The sequence below is a fragment of the Marinobacter sp. V34 genome (assembly GCF_055524115.1).
In genome coordinates this window covers 96,571-112,097 of the sequence record NZ_JBUPZY010000012.1, presented here as the reverse complement: position 1 = coordinate 112,097, position 15,527 = coordinate 96,571, and the positions used below count along the sequence as shown (strand labels likewise).

The following is a 15,527-nucleotide window of genomic DNA, read 5'->3' as shown; positions in this document are numbered from 1 at the left end:
GTAGCAGTCGATGGCAATCTGGACCCGCAGTATCCCCACCCTGGAACAAATGGCCGAAGCCAGTAAAAACACCGCTGTCGAGACCATGGGTATTGAGTATGTGGAAATTGGCGATGACTACGTGATTGGCCGGATTCCGGTCGATGAACGCACGGTGCAGCCGTTTGGCATTCTCCACGGTGGGTCATCGGTGGTGTTAGCGGAGACTCTGGGCAGCATGGCGGCCAATTATTGCTTGCGTAAGGAGAACCAGATTGCCGTAGGGCTGGACATCAACGCCAACCACATCCGCTCCGTTACCAAGGGCTGGGTCTACGGAACCGCGCGCCCGGTTCATATCGGCGGCACAACGCAGGTATGGGAAATTAAGCTGGAAAACGAGGAAGGCAAGTTGACCTGTGTCTCAAGACTCACTATGGCTGTCATCGACCGGGGCTGATACTTCCGGTGCTTTACGATTGAGAATGCCCTGTTCGATGAAGTCCTTCATTACGATGCCGTAGCTCTCGTCCGGCACTTCCCGGGCAATCTTGTAGGGTTGTCCGGCTTCGTCCGGTGTTTCTTTTAACAGGTTTGCCTCGCGGAACGTGCCCAGCGGCTGCTTGTTCGCGTCCCGCACCAGTAGTACTCGCGGTTTGAGCTTACTGGTGGGATGGGTGGCCACGACAATGCCTACCTCACCGTTGGTCATTTCGACGATGGAACCGGGCGGGTAGACGCCGACCATGCGGATGAATTCCACCGCCAGTTCCGCGTCGAACTGGGCTCCCTTGTTGCGGTGGATGATCTGCAGAGCTTCCATAGACGCGCGGCCTTTGTCGTAAACCCGGGAGCTGGTGATGGCGTCGTAGGTGTCGACCAGCCCCACGATTTTCGCGAACAATGGAATCTGGTGCCCCGCCAGTCCTCGTGGGTAGCCTTTTCCGTCCATTCGTTCGTGATGGGAATAAGCAACATCGACGGCTGAGTGTGCCAGACGCGGCAGCGCCGCAAGCACATCGCGACCAAATGTGGTGTGGTTTTTCATCACGGCGAACTCTTCGGGCGTGAGGGCGCCAGGCTTGTTCAGAATTTCGTCATCGATGCGCATCTTGCCGACATCGTGAAGCAGGCCTCCCAGCGCGACAGTGCGGATTTCCCCCTCAAGCAGTCCCAGGTGCTTGGCAAACGCTGCGGACAGAATCGATACGTTGATGCAGTGCTCAGCTGTGTATTCGTCTTTGTTCTTGATCTTGGTAAGCAGCAAAAGGGCATTGTCGTTACGCAGCACGCTGTCGACGCAATCATCCACCACCTGGTGGATCTGGTTCATTTCCAGGGTGCGCCCGAGGCGAAGGCTGGACATGATGTTTTTTGCCGTGGCTTTGGCATCGGCATAGTTCATTCGTGCCGTTGCCATCTCCCGGCGGGCGTCTACTTTGTTGACGTAGGTGACTTTTCGTTTGGGGATGGAGGAAGACGATTGAGAGATGTCGGACGGGCCTGCCTTAACAGACGTTTTACGTTTGCTCACCGGCAACTGCTGTCTCTCGGTAGTAGGAGCGACTTGTACACGCCCTTCCACGATGACTGTTTCGCACTGTTGCTGCACGGCGAGCACATCTTCCTCAGTCTGAAGAATGAAGCCCTGCAGCAGGAAATCGGTATCCTCCCACGGCCGGTCCAGACGAACCACATGCATCCCTATAGCCAGCTGGGATACAGGGATTTCAGTCTCTACGATGTCTTCTCGGCCCATTGGCATAGTCGGTTTTCTCGAAGCCAGGATTGGCGCGATCGCCCGATCAAACTCTGGGTTTGTGCGCCCCAACCAAAGTATGAGTGAACGCTACGCCCGTGTATCGCTTGAATCCTAAAATAGTGTCAAATGCTGTAACCAAAAGAAAACGTGCCGGTCATTTCAGCCTAGCATGCGCTACCGTCCCTGCAACATGAAGGTTTCGTACTCCAGCTTGTCGAACTTGCGCGACAGCAGCCACAGGCCGGTCAGCGCTGCGAGCAGGGCGGCGGCAGCAAAGCCATAGCCGTAGAAAGACGCTCCCAGTTCGATAGTGATAAACGTAAACGCAATATTGCCGAAGAAAAACAGTGCACAAAGAGTGACGTTTATGCCTCGTGCGTCGAGGTAGAACAGCACGTTCTGGATCGCCAGCAACAGTAACTGGATGCCAACGGCAACCAGGTCAATGTGGAATAGCGGCAGGTACAGAGGGGATATTCCGATGGCCGCCAGGATTTCCTCGCTCCAGAGAAAAATCACTATGACCGTGAGCCCCTGCACCTTGAAGATCTCGTAAATGCCGTTGCGGGCCACGATGACCATCTGGTCCCGGAAGCGATTGATCCGCTCCAGAGTGTCGCCCTCCCGTACGGCGTTGTAGAAACGTTCGTAAGCTTCCGCAAAGTCAGTTTCCATACGAACCAGAAACACCGCCATACCGGGGATGATCGAAAGGTAAGCCAGGAAGATGGGCAGGTCGTAGATCACCGAGGCACGCAGGCTGGCGATGATGGGCTGAGAGGTATCCGGATGAAACCAGAAGATAAATTTGTCGGCCCACACCGCCGCATTGAACAGCAGACCGGTGAGGATCAGCGCCGGAAAGATCTGCCGCCGCCGGGTAAAATCAAAGCGGATGAAGTGGTCACCCGGATATTGCCGGATAATGGTGTAGAAGAAGCTGAAGAACAGCAGGCTGTGCCCCAGAAGAAGGCCAGCCAGCAACCCCTCGAGACCAAATTGCGACAACACCATGGAGCTGACCACGGCAGTGGCGTAACCCAGTGCGAACACCACCACAATGCGACGATAGGACTTCATGCTGGACAGGAAGATGGTCACCGGCCACAGGTTACACAGCACCACAAAATTGGCCAGCATCAGCAGGCGGTACAGTACCGAAGTGTCGTTGAAGAACAGCACCATGGCCATCAACCCCAGCCCCAGGGACAGCACCGTGGTGACCCAGATAAGCCCCATCAGGTTGGGCAGGATCAGGTCATTGCGCTTGGCGTAAAGCCGGTCTGCCACCCAGCGGGTGAAGACGTGCTGGAACAGGCCCGACAGGGTCAGGGAGACGGCCATCAGGTAGGTCACCGATACCAGGAACTGAACCACCTCGGTATCAGATACCGCCAGTGTGAAACTGATCACCCCGATCAGCATGACGCCGAGCACTGACAGTACCCAGGGGCCGGAACTGATGATACCGGCCAGGCCATAGGCCTCGAACAGGTTCAGGAAGCTGTCGCGCTTGAGGATGCGGCGAATCTCGAAACCGATGCCTGCCATTAGCCGTGCAGCCCCCTGTCGTAAATGGAACGGTAGGCCCCGAACATGCTTTCCAGGGTGTAGAACTTCTGTACCCGTTCCAGTCCCGCTTTTTGGGCCCGTTGCCATTGCTCCGGGTTGGACAGCAGCCGCACAGCCTCCCGCGCGGTCGCTTCAGGGTCGGCGATGGGCACCACGGCACCGCTGGCACCCAGTTTCCGGTCTTCGTCGCTGGCGCCTTCCAGCAACTCGCGGCAGGCGCCCACATCGGTGGCCAGGCAGGGCAGGCCGGCGGCGTGGGCCTCCAGGATTACCAGTGGCAATGCTTCGGAAATGGACGTCAGCACCATCAGCCCAAGCTGGGGAAGAATGTCGTTGACGTTCTGGAATCCCAGGAATTTCACTCGATGGTTGAGGCCCAGGCTATCCACCAGTTCCTTGCACTCACGCACGTAGGCTTCGTCCTCGTCTTCCGGGCCGACGATCCAGCCCTCCACGTCGGGAATGGTGTCGCTGACCGAGCGCATGGCACGGATAAAGGTTTTTATATCCTTAATGGGGACAACCCGCCCGACCAATCCCAGGACTTTCGGAATGCGGTCGGGGCGGGCTTTCCTGGCGTCATCGAAGCGGGTGGGTTCAATGCCATTGGGGATAATGCAGGTACGTTCGGGCGGTGCGCCGTCCTGAAACTGCCTTTGCTGGTTGCCCTGGTACAGCGACACAATCGGGTCTGCCTGCTGGTAGGCCAGGCGCCCCAGGGCCTCGAAAAAGCGGATCCAGAGTCTGCGAATATACCCCAACTGCTCGTTCAGCGTACCGCTGACCTGGTCTGTGGGGTCGTGAATCCACTGGGCCTGGGAAAGGTCAATCTTACGCTCCTTGGTGTAGATGCCATGTTCACTGAGCGCAAAGGGGATGCCCCGCTGCTCGCTGGCGATGGCGCCGAGCAAGCCTGCATAACCAGTGGAAATGGAATGCAGCATGCGCACGGCCGGCATCTTACGGGCCACCTCTGCGAGCTGGAACAATGGCGCGTGCATAATACGGATGGACCAGAAATAGTCGACAAAAGACGGCTCGGTGCAGTATTTGCGGTAGTTTTCGTCAATCATTTCCCAGCTTTCCTCACTGTAGAGGAAGTCGTCACGGCTGATTCCCTGCTTCTGACCCAGGTCGGCAAACACCTTTTGGAGGATATCTGGCGGTACGGGCTTTTCGGACTTGAACTGTTCGTGCAGGCATTTTTGAGCTTCAAATGCGGCCTTGTTGCCCCGCCTTGGCCGGGGTTTTCCAGCGGCTTCAGTGTCCATCAGGTAGTGGCATTCCAGATGAGTGACATTGTCTGGGAGAACATACTGTTGTTTGCCGTAATGCGCGCGGTCGCCGCCCAGAAAGATCAGGGCGAAGGTGTATTCCGGAAGACCGGTAATGACCTGGTGCACCCAGGAGGAGACCCCACCGCGGATGAACGGATAGGTGCCTTCCAGCAACAGGGCGATGTCAGCTTTTGGGGTTACGCTGGTCTGATGTGATGTCATAGCCATGACTCTATAACTGGTCGGTTGGCGGGGTGGAAACGCTCCGGGGGATAGGCTGATAGATGTTGGCGCACCTGATCAAAGTCCCGGCGCAGGTACGCGACTTCCCCGAGGTAGGGCATGATCAATTCCGGTGACGAGCCGCCGGCAAGCGCCGAATGGAAGGCCTCTTCCGCGTTGTCGATGTTACCCAGGGCCAGCTCCACACGGCCAAGCAGACGCCAGTCGTTGTGTTGGGAGCGGCGGGCCACCAGTCGTCGTAGCAGTTTTCCTGAACTGTCCAGGTAATATTGTCTTAGGCCACCCTGAGCCAGGCCCAGATAGGCCATCTCCCACCAAACCTGTGCCAGCCTCCGTTGAAGGGAAACACTGGTCAGGTCGTCGGCGCCCTGCAGTGACTGCTGGAGAGTGCCCGCCCGCTGGGCCAGGGTCTTTTCCTTTTGCTCCAGCATGGAATAGGCCAGCAACCGAACATCGTCAGACGGATCTTTCAGGGCTTCACGCAGAATTTCAATGGCGTCCCGGTCGTTCATCTGGCGAGTGGCCATCAGCGCTTCCAGGCGTTTGTCGGTGCTACTGGCCTCGCGCAGCACCTGGCGAAGGCCGCCCTGGCTATATACCACCTGCAAATCCATATCGATCGGCTGGAACGGCAGTTCGGGGATGTCCACTTCCTGCCAGGGTATGTCGCGACTTGAACGTGGCAGATACAGTGCCAGCAACATGCCCAGCACCAGACCTACGCTGCCAATGAAAGGGATGGCAAACTGCAGCGTGAACAGAAAGACACCGGTGATAATGGGTTGCCCGCGATAACGCGACGGCATCAGCGGTAGCAGGATCAGGGTGAGCAGCGCACAGGCAATGGCGTGGGCGACCAGGTAAGCGGCCAGCTCAAGATTGCCCGCTGAGGGTGAGAGCAGACCGGTGACGCCGCCGGTTTCCAGCGCCAGTGCGAGCAATGCAAACCAGCTATTGACCATGGCTGGTTACTCCCTGATTGTCGAACAGGAAGGCCTGCACCCACTCATCGGCCTGGGCCCAATTCCGGATTTGCAGGGTTTGCGGTGTCACCAGATCACTGGCATGTAACCCCAGCTGTTCCCTCAGTCCGTCGTCCAGCCTTTGTAGATAGCCGGCCAGGCCGAGTTCATCGGTGAGCGGCATCAAAACAACAAGGTAGCGTTGGTTGCCAGTCTTATGCTCGGCAACCACATCGAGGCCGCGGCGGACTTTCTGAATATGGTCGGCGATTAACTGGCCGTTGCGGTTGTTGGCTAGCGGCAAGCCCACCAATGCTGCGGGGAGGTTGAAAAGTTCTGCATCGCGGCCCACTCGGGCCAGATGGCGTTGGAAGGAGCGCCATTCGGAGGAACCACCGGCATCTACTTCTGCCTGCTCTTGGACGATGTCTGCCATGTGGCCGGCCAGGATCGCCAGGAGTCGCAATGAGCGCGCCTCGAAGCTGAAAAAGGGCATGGCTTCGATAACGCACACGCCGATAAAGCGATCCTCGGAATCGATCAGGGGAATGGCTGCCAGCAGATCGGTGTCGAGGTCGCCCATACGCTGGCGGAACTCAGTCTGAACGGAAACCAGTTTTCGTTCCGCCAGTGTGTGCAGAAGGAGAGGATCTTTCTGATCCACTTTGCGAAAGCGACCGACTGTTGCCAGTGGTTCCAGTTCGGGGACGCCTTTATTGATGGCATAGATGCCGGCAATCTGCAGTTGCCCGTAACGCACCAGCAGCTGGAGCATCGATGAGGCCGTCTCCTGATTCAGGCCGGCCTGACCGGCGTCGCCAATCTGTGCGTACAGGCGTCGAAGCGCTTCTCTCAGGCTGCTGGAACTGCCGGCCAGTTGTTGCTCCAGTCGGTCATGGGAGACTTTGAGCAGATAGTAGTTGCGAGTGAACTCTTCCAGGCGGGAGCCTCGGTAGTCATTGCTCGCTTCCAGCTTTTGCTGCTGGCGGCCCCAGTAGTCCCGAAACTCACCCGCCAACAGGCTGATGCCGAGCACCCCAGTGGTCCACACGTAGGGAAAATCCCGTGCGCCACCGGTAATTTCGAACCGCAGGTGAAAACCCAGGGCTGCGATGATGATCAGGGCTGAAATCAGCGCCATGAAAAAGCCGTACCTCAGGCCCACCAGCAGCGGTCCCAGCACTGGCCAGGGAAAGTTCCCCGTCAGATAGAACGGATCATCCGGCCGGTGCCAAACGCTAAACGCCAGGAAAAACGCGGTAATCAGCAGGGTTTCCAGCCACTTCAGGGCAATGGGCACCCGTACCTTCTCGCCCGTTATCTGCTCTGCTTCGTCCATAGTGAACCCTGTTGCTCAGGCGGTGTTATTGGCTTTCGGTCAGCGGCATGGCGTTGGCCAGCTCGTCCAGAACCTTGTGGGCTGCCACGCTGAGGCTTTCGCGGCCCCACCCTGTACGGGCCGAAGTGCCGGACCAAACGACGCGATTGTTGTCTGCGCTGCGTATCTCCAGGGTAATGCCCACGGCGGGCTCGCCATCCAGCCCACTTTTGTAGCGCCACTCTTCAACGGTGCCAGTGAACAGGTATTCAGCATCATTGTCACGGGCAGAGGCCAGGGCCGTTTGCTGCCGTTCGCTGCTTTCGTACAGCAGGGGGTTGCGATCGTCCGGCAGGTAGAGAGTAACGTTCTCGCTGCCCTTGGCTCTCAGGATTGCTGACAGCACACTGGCGGCCTGGTCTCCGGCCTGGGGAGTCTGTGACAGGTTAATCAGTGGCAGCACTGCAAACTGTCCGTCCTTTGGAATCGGCGAGCCTTCCTGGCTCTGAATAACCGAACAGCCCGCCAGAAGTAGCAGGGTGAGCCAGAGGCTATGGCGTAGTGTTTTCATAACGGTCTCCTTCAGCGACCAGGGTAAATCGTGTATGTGAGATTGAATTCGGTTCGGCCGTTGCCGTCCAGCCCTTCCGACGACCAGCGTCCGGACAGGGCCAGTTCATCATCCCCCAGCACTCGCCAGCCCAGACCCACTTCCACACCGACTTCCGCTGTCGAAGTGGATAATACATAACCGGCGTCCAAACCGAGAAATGCGCGGGGGGAGGGCGTCGAGCGAGACAATGCATGCGGTGAGCCATGGAACCAGCGTGTGCCGACGCCGATACGTTCGTATTCCTCGGTCAGCAGGCTGGCAGTTTCCAGTGGCTGATCCAGTGCTGCAAGGGTGGATGCGGGCAGGGTTTCGGCCAGTGATAGCTGCTGGTTGCGGTAGCCCGCGCTGAGGATCCAGGCGGGGTCATTGCTGAAAATGGTGTAGGTAGCATTCAGATCCAGCCCGTAGCCGTCCGCCAGTTGATCGTTTTCCAGGCTGTCGACCGTCAGTTGCTCAAGTTGGGCGTTGAGGTTGAGCCGCGAAAAGGGTGTATAGCCCGCGCTGACGTAGGCGCGGTCGCGGCGGGTCAGCCACCAGGCTTCGGCGCTATCGGGGGTGCGTTCCTGAAAATGATAACCGGCGCCGAGGGCAATGCGGTCAGACCATTGCTGGTTGAAGGCGGCGCTGATGGCCAGATCGTCCTGCTGGTAGCGTGGCAACCGGCTGGCCGATAGCGACCAGGTGCTATTGCCTGAGCGCCTGTCCACCTCGAAAGAGGTCTCTGTTTTGCGCCCGGGGGTGCTTATCAGGCGCCCGGAACCGTCCGCCTTGAGGGTGTTGGCAGACAGTTGCCAACGAAACTCGTCTTCGCTGAACTGGCCGGTTATCCCGCTGCGCTGCACGGTAAAATTACCCAGGTTCTGCCAACGGCTACCCAATTGAACAGCGCGGTTGAAGGTCTGATGTAGGTTCGCTGTGTCCTGCGTCGTTACCCGTTGCTGTTCTGCCGTCATCGGGCTGTTTAGCCGATCAAGCTGACGGACATAGCGGTCGGCCTGTTGTTCACGGTTTTCCGGCGCAGACCGAAGCGTTTGCCCAATGCGTCGGCGCACCGCTTCGTTTTTACCTTCCGGTGCTGGTAGCAGGGCTTCGGCGACCAGCGTGTCACCCTGGTTAGACGCGAAATACGCCAGAGTTTCGCGGAAACCCGTCTGGTCAGGGTCGTCGCCTTCGCCGCTGCGGGGAAAGGTCGCCAATGTCTGCCAAGCCAGTCTGAGCAACCCTTCTTCACTGTACACTGCAAATCGATTGGCCCGGTCGGACGGCGATTCCCGCAATTGCGCCGCCGCCTTTTGGCGCAGGTTAGTTGCGGCGCCGGGTGCGCCTGTCTGCTCCAACAGTCTTGCCGTGGCCAGAAGCCAATCGATGTCATCACTGCGGGTTTCCATACCCTGACGAAACCAGTTCAGAGCCTGTCTCGGCTGGCCCAGGGCACTGTAACCGTAGGCCAGGACCGGGTAGGCGGCGGGAGATGGTGTATTACCAATTCGGGCCAGCAGGGCTTTGAGGGTGTCGGCGAACCGTTCCGCATTGGCCAGTTGCAGCCAGGCCCAACTGATCATCAGGTTTTCGTCGTCGGGCGCTAGCTCCCAGGCAGCGCGGTAGGCATCGTTCGCTGCCAGGACCTCGTCGTTGCGTTGGTGAATCAATGCCCGAAGTGACCAGTAACGCGGGTTTTTGCGGGCAGCGGGCACTTTCGCTCGCCAGCGTTCGAGGGTTTGCTCCAGTTCCTGCCATTGCCCGAGAGCCAACTGGTACTCAGCGATAGCGGCCAGGAACCGGGGTTCCCCCGTTTCGAGGAAAAGATGTTCACTCAATGACAAGGCTCTTGGGTAGTCCTCAAAAAGGGCTGCCAGGTTGAGCAGGCGCTCCTCCAAATTCGGCGTAAGCTCGCCGTCGCTTTTGGCCAGGATACTTTCATAGTCCCGCTGTAGGAGGTCGGTTCTGCCCAGGTTGCTCGCCAGGTCCATCCGCATGATTTGAACCGTCTCGGCCAGTTGCGGGTCTTGCGGCTCGAAATCCAACAGCGCCAGCGCCTGTTCAGGTTGCCGTGTGCGCCAGTAAAGAGAGGCCAGTTGTATGCGGTCGGCGTCGGATAACCGTGGCTCGTTTTCCAGCAGTTCAATGGCTGCGGGGAAATCACGCAGGTTAACGAGCAGCGTCAGCAGTCGTTCCCTTAGCCTGTCGGACTGGGGAAACCGTGATCGGCCTTCCATTAACCATTCCCTTGCATCATCGAAACGCCCGGCACCCACCAACGCCTCGGCAAGGGTGATATAGCCATCCGGTTGCAAACGCTCCTGCCTGGCTCCCTCGGTTAACAGCGTCCGCAATGTGTCCCACTGGAAAAGTCCGCGAGCCAGATCCACGGATCGTTGGAAGGCCTGTGTGGAACCGGTTTGCTGATAGAGCGACACCCAGACAGGCAGAGCTTCCTGCGGCAGGCCGTTCCACTCGAACACTTCAGCAATGGTTCTCCGATCTTCGCGAGTGAGCCTGCCTGGTGTTTTCTGTAGTCTCCGTACGGTATTGAGCGCCGCTATCGGGTTTCCGACGGCGAGTTGGGCGGCCAGCAATTCTCGCTGGTACTCCGTGTTGCCGGGATGTCGGTCCGCCCGTTGCTGAATCCAGGTGGTTTCATCCGACGCTGACCCAGCCAGTCTTGCCAGTCGGATACCTTCGGCCAGCGCGGGTTCCGACATCCCGTTGTCTGTGAGTTTTTGCTTGAAGAGTGCCAGCGCGGCTTTCGGGTTGCCGCTGGCGAGCTCCAGGCGAATGATATTGTCGATGAACCCACCGCGGGCCTCGGGGCGGACGGTGCCAATATAAGGGCGCAAGGTGGCTGCAGCTGTACCGGGCCGGGACTGTGCTTCCTCCAGCCGAGCGATTTCACGGGCCAGTTGAAGCCGCTGATTGGGACTGGTCATCTGCGCCTCAATGCCTTGCAGCAGTGCCAGATAACGGGGCTGGCTCAGCCAACTGGCAGCGGGCCTTAACAGCTCCAGAATGCGTTCCGGCTCATAGGGTTGGCGGACCAGTGCCTGGGCGTCGGCAAAGAGTTGGTCTTTCCGGGCCTCCCGCTGCGGGCCTTCGGGGATCGCAAACAGACGTTGTGCCTGTAGTTCCAGGTAGTACGTAAAGGCCTCCTCCGGCACAGGCTGTTGCGACATCAAGGGTGCCAATATCTGGTCTGCGCGTTCCAGTTGGCCGGTTGTGCCCAGGGCCCGCGCCAGGCTGAGGCGTAAGGGAACGTTGTCTGAATCTGAACGCAGCAGCACGTCCAGATAGGCGATGGAGAGGGCGTCTGGCGTTTCCAGGTAGTCCGGGTTCTCGAACACCGCCTGCCGGGGAAACAGCAGATACAACGCCAGCGCGATAAGCGCCCCCATAAGGACCAGCGCCGGCAAGCTGAAAAAGGACTCCCTGTTCCGACGCATAACGCTATTGGCACTCCAGCATCAGGGATTCCGTTTGCCGGCCGGTGAGAGCAATCCGCACTTGTCCGTCCGCCTGGCTCATCCGCGCTGAACCATCGCTGGTGGTGCACCGGTTGGTTCCCGCAAGGCTGAATTCCACGTTCCGGTGGCTTTGCAGTCCGAGTGTTATCCGCCATTTTCCGGCTACCTGCTCGCGCTGCCATTGGGTAAGTACGCCATTGGCATGGGCCAGCCACGGACCTTTCGGGGCAGTGTCGGTCAGGAACAGATGGGGCGAATCACCGGTCAGATGTACGTAGCGCTGGCCGGCGACATCGTGGAAACCAGCGACGCCTGTGCTTTTTTCCAGGTCGGGAAATAGGCCCCGTGTAACGGTAACGGTATGGGGCTGGCCAATGCCGCGCCAGCGCCAGCCGCCGTCGTCCCGGAGCAACGCCGAGTAATAGAGTGTTTGTACGCGCTTGGCGTAATCGCTGAGATAGAGCGGCGTGACGGGTTGATCAAGGGCGTATTGGTAGATCTCGTGCAGGGCTCCCAAGGCCTCGGGTTTGGTGCCCGAATAGAAGTGGTAGTAAATGCCCATGGGCTTCAGCCGGCCCTTGTCCTCGAGAATTCGGAAGGTGTTCGTCACATTACGAAAACCATAATAAGGGCCTGTCCAATCGTTAGTGTAAACGTTTTCGTTCATTACCGGAGCGTACACTTGTAGCTCATCGCCCACTGGCCGGGCGTCGGGCCAGGTTGCCGCCAATTCGGACGCATAGGGCAATGGCTTGGTGTTGCCGCCATTAACGTTGACCAGGCCCGCTTCCCGAACCCGTTTCAGGGCGTTGGCGCCGGGCCGGGCGTCGCCTGTCCATAGGAAGACCGACACGGGCTTGGCCGCCGGGGCCAGGCGTTGATTAATGTAACGGACAGAACCTTCGATTTCGCGTTCAAGCGAAGCCTGGTAATCCGGGATGTTCATGAAATAGCCATACAGTGTGTTTTCAAGCCTCGGGGCGGGGCCACCCTCGATCGATTGCCAGAAGAACGGATGACTGTAGGTATGAGATGCAACTTCCACTGAATTTATTCTGAATATGGCCCTGGCAATGCGCTCCGCCTCTTCACTCGCGCCTGGGTATAAGCCCTTGGGGGAAACTTCCGCTTCAATGACCGAAACGGTGTGGGGCAGCTCATACCGCGACAGAATCTCATCCTGGATAACCTGGGCGCTCAGCGGGCTGCCGGGAAACTCCCCCCGCGAAACGAAGCCATCGCCGTCAATGTGGGCCGTGAGTATGCGGCGGCCATTTTCAGTGGTGGTGTCAATCACCGGCATGTCAGGTGTACCGAAGGCCTGCTGGATAAACTCGAAGGGATTGAACAGCCAGTAGGCTTCGTCGTCGGGCCCGGTTTCGAACAGGTAGGGCGCCGACGCCACGCCGCCCCTGTTATGAGTGTAGATGGCCGAGAACCGCTGGCCCTGCGCGTCGGTGATGGTCAGCCAGGGCGTGTGTCCTTCTACTTGCGGCATGGCTTGTGTGGTCAGGGAGGGCAGCCGCCCACCTTCGTAATTGGTCACCGACGGGTGTGTACGCTCATGGTTCAGAGGCGCAGCGGGCACCGCGGTACTGTTGGCCGCCATTACGTCGCTGCACGCCGGGTTACCGGGAATCAGCCCCATCAGCACAACCGGTATGCCCTTGTCCTGTTGCTGGGCAAGCCATGAACAAAGGCCGCTGTGGCGATCCCCGGTTTCCCACCACACCAGGATACCTGCGTACCGGTCTTCGGTGGGCTCCGTTGGCAGTGTCTCTAGCGCGGAATGGTACTGTGGGATGAATCCGGAACGCTCCAGGACAATGCCACCAAAACGATGGGCAGCGCTTCGGTCCATATTGAATTCCGGCAAGTCATGAATCACCAGGACATGGCGTTTCACCTGCGCTGGTTGGGACGGGCTGAGGCGATCAAGGGCCGGGTTAGCTACCCAGGGCACAAAACCGTCGCGACGCAGCTGGCCTGCTAGTTCCTCGGCCTGGGAAGCGTCCGCGACGTAATCGATGGCAATCATGGGCATGTCAGGTCGCGCCTCACGCCAGCGTTGTAGCTGTTTGTCCAGCCACTGCCGGTCTGTTTCAGAGACTTTGTAGTAACGTTTGTCCTTGGCGTTGTAGCCATTACGCCAGGACTCCAGGGCAAGCCCGTCGACCTGGCCGATAACGCTGTCCGGCAGGTGGAAGCCGCGGTTGAGGATGATCTTGCCGTTCGGGTGCCTGGCGCGGATGTCTGAAATCAGTGTTGTCTGGGCTTCTGCGAAGGCTTGCATTTGCGCTTCGCCATTGGCGGCAAGCGTAAAGCTGTCCAGGGTATCGAGAAACACCCCTTGAAAGCCGCGTTTGAACGCCGGATCAATGAGGTTGTCCAGCAGGAAGGCGCGGACTTCGGGGTTGCGCAGATCCAACACAGCGCTTGACCAGGCCGGGTTCTTGCCGATTAGCCAGTCCTTCTGCAGATTTCCGAACAGGCGATGGCTGCGTGCCATTTCTCCCACGCTGACGTAGGCAATGGGAGCGGTGTCGGCCTTGGCCAGTAAGTCGACACGCGCGTCGCTGGCCTGGTCCTGTTGCAGCACCACCCAATCGTAGGCCATCAAACTGCCTATTGGCGCTTCGTTACCATAATAGAATGCGATGTTGGGCGGTTGACCCACGGCATTGGCCGAACCGAAGAGTAACAGTAGGGCGACTGCAAGAAGCTGAAGCAGAGGGTGTCGTCTTATCATGTGGGGCCGGAATCAGGTAAAGCAGCGACTGAATGATGCGCACAGAGTCATCGCGAATGAGTAATACGTTGCTAATCTAGTATAGATGACAGACTGCAAGCACTCGATTTTCCGAACATTTTGTAATGTGAGAATAGCGTTATGACCTCCGTGAAGAACGGCATCCCCCTGTGGTGGCTGGCCATGGCCGCCGTGCTGACGCCGCTGGTTACCATTCACACGACTTTCGCGGTGTCGGTGCTGGAGGGACATATTTCCTGGTGCATTCCGTACTGGGACAGTTGCACGAGCATCAGCCGCACCGGCCGATACGGTACCAGCTATTTCATTTTCAAGGGCACCATGTTGCCGGCGGCGATTCTTGGCATTCTGTTCTGGATTCTCAACGGTCGTTGGTTGCTGCAACTGGGTGCCACCAGCCGCGGTCGGCCCTGGGTTCCTTGGCTGGGCTTTGTCGGCTGTACGTCGCTGGCGGCATACACCTTGGCGCTCGGTCACGAAGGAGACGGTTTCAACCTGATTCGCCGGATTGGTGTCGTGCTGTATTTCTCGCTGACGTTCATTGCGCAGTTGCTGATCAGCTCGGCACTGAAGGGGCACCCGCGATGGCACGCCCACGGCAGGCGATTGTTGCGGCTTTGTGAGCTGATACTGGCCGTGGGTATTCTATCGGTGATTCTCACCGCCGTTGTGCCGGAGGTATACAGTCAGATAGACGACGCCTTCGAATGGAGTTTGGCGTTTCTGATCAACCTTCATGCGATATGGATCGCGGTATTGTGGAAACAGAGTCATTTTCGGGCGAGACTGTGGGCGGAGTGATCCGGTGACTCAAAGCGACATCAGTCCGCGAACCAGTGCCGCCACACCGGCAATGGCGGCGATGCCGAGAATGACCGGCCGCAGCCCGTCAAAAGGCATGCGATTGACCAGCTTGCCAGAAAGCCAGAAGCCGATGAGAACCCCCGGGAAGGTGACCGCAAACAACTGTAGTTCCCGCTGCCCCAGGTAGCCGGAGACCACCAGGGCGGCAATACTGAAAAAGCTCGCCACCAGGAAAAAGGCCGACATATTGGCCCGCACCAGCGGACCCTTTTCGTTTTGGTAGATCAGTGCAATGGGTGGGCCGCCGACGGCGGTAATGGTTCCCATGTAAGTCGAGGCGGCACCGGCCAGGATGCTATTGCGAGCGTTCAGGGCGGGGCGCAAGCCGCCGGCGCTCAGTAATACGCCAATCAGGATCAGAACGCCGAATGCCAGCTCGAATCCTGTGGGTGAAATCAGCATCAGAGTAATTCCAGCCAGGATCATGCCGCCAACGCCACCGCCAATGGCAAAACGCACTTCGCGGACCTGCAAGGCGCCCCGGTTCCGCAGTAGCATGAGAATTGTCAGAATCACGGCGTTCAAAACCAGCGGCGCCGGTATCAGCATGGGGCTGATCAGGAACAGCAATGGTGCCGCCAGCGTACCGATACCATAACCTGCCACCCCTTGCAGACAGGCACCGGCCAACAGAGCCAGGTTGGCAAGGAGTATTTGCAACAGGGAGAGGTCAGTCACAATAGGCTACTCGATCAGGTAAATTGATGCT

At 58.6% G+C, this 15,527-nt stretch carries 11 protein-coding genes; 2 read left to right on the top strand and 9 right to left on the bottom strand.

The annotated features are described in order from the left end of the window. Positions 1 to 10: 10 nt before the first annotated feature. Complete coding sequence (locus AC0B60_RS17905; RefSeq protein ID WP_465087264.1) at positions 11 to 439, top strand: hotdog fold thioesterase; 429 nt, start codon at positions 11 to 13, stop codon at positions 437 to 439. Here the strand turns inward: AC0B60_RS17905 and AC0B60_RS17900 are convergent. From AC0B60_RS17900 to AC0B60_RS17865, 8 genes are all read right to left on the bottom strand, one after another. Continuing rightward, positions 404 to 1,744, bottom strand: a complete 1,341-nt coding sequence (locus AC0B60_RS17900; RefSeq protein ID WP_465087263.1) for an HD-GYP domain-containing protein — start codon at positions 1,742 to 1,744, stop codon at positions 404 to 406. The genes AC0B60_RS17905 and AC0B60_RS17900 overlap by 36 nt on opposite strands. 171 nt (positions 1,745 to 1,915) lie before the next feature. Next, complete coding sequence (gene pelG / locus AC0B60_RS17895) at positions 1,916 to 3,292, bottom strand: exopolysaccharide Pel transporter PelG (RefSeq protein ID WP_421911877.1); 1,377 nt, start codon at positions 3,290 to 3,292, stop codon at positions 1,916 to 1,918. After that, positions 3,292 to 4,812, bottom strand: a complete 1,521-nt coding sequence (gene pelF / locus AC0B60_RS17890; RefSeq protein ID WP_465087262.1) for a GT4 family glycosyltransferase PelF — start codon at positions 4,810 to 4,812, stop codon at positions 3,292 to 3,294. The genes pelG and pelF overlap by 1 nt, the downstream gene beginning before the upstream one ends. Beyond that, positions 4,809 to 5,795: a HEAT repeat domain-containing protein gene (locus AC0B60_RS17885; RefSeq protein ID WP_465087261.1), complete on the bottom strand. Its 987-nt coding sequence runs from the start codon at positions 5,793 to 5,795 to the stop codon at positions 4,809 to 4,811. The genes pelF and AC0B60_RS17885 overlap by 4 nt, the downstream gene beginning before the upstream one ends. Beyond that, on the bottom strand, positions 5,785 to 7,134 hold the full coding sequence (locus AC0B60_RS17880; protein ID WP_465087260.1) for a PelD GGDEF domain-containing protein: 1,350 nt from the start codon (positions 7,132 to 7,134) through the stop codon (positions 5,785 to 5,787). Before AC0B60_RS17880 ends, AC0B60_RS17885 begins: the two co-directional genes overlap by 11 nt. 25 nt (positions 7,135 to 7,159) lie before the next feature. Then, entirely contained in the window at positions 7,160 to 7,684 is a 525-nt protein-coding gene (locus AC0B60_RS17875) for a hypothetical protein (protein WP_465087259.1), read from the bottom strand. A gap of 11 nt (positions 7,685 to 7,695) precedes the next feature. Beyond that, the gene (locus tag AC0B60_RS17870; protein ID WP_465087258.1) at positions 7,696 to 11,163 is read right to left on the bottom strand and encodes a tetratricopeptide repeat protein; all 3,468 of its coding nucleotides are present in this window, start codon (positions 11,161 to 11,163) and stop codon (positions 7,696 to 7,698) included. A 4-nt stretch (positions 11,164 to 11,167) separates the two neighbouring features. Further along, positions 11,168 to 13,933 (bottom strand): endo alpha-1,4 polygalactosaminidase, encoded by a 2,766-nt coding sequence (locus AC0B60_RS17865; RefSeq protein WP_465087257.1) that lies wholly within the window; start codon positions 13,931 to 13,933, stop codon positions 11,168 to 11,170. A gap of 141 nt (positions 13,934 to 14,074) precedes the next feature. On the opposite strand from AC0B60_RS17865, the gene AC0B60_RS17860 reads away from it, so the two are divergent. Beyond that, complete coding sequence (locus tag AC0B60_RS17860; protein ID WP_465087256.1) at positions 14,075 to 14,755, top strand: Frag1/DRAM/Sfk1 family protein; 681 nt, start codon at positions 14,075 to 14,077, stop codon at positions 14,753 to 14,755. A 9-nt stretch (positions 14,756 to 14,764) separates the two neighbouring features. On the opposite strand, the gene AC0B60_RS17855 is transcribed toward AC0B60_RS17860, so the two are convergent. Further along, positions 14,765 to 15,496, bottom strand: coding sequence for a sulfite exporter TauE/SafE family protein (locus AC0B60_RS17855; RefSeq protein WP_465087255.1), 732 nt, complete (start codon positions 15,494 to 15,496; stop codon positions 14,765 to 14,767). Positions 15,497 to 15,527 lie beyond the last annotated feature (31 nt).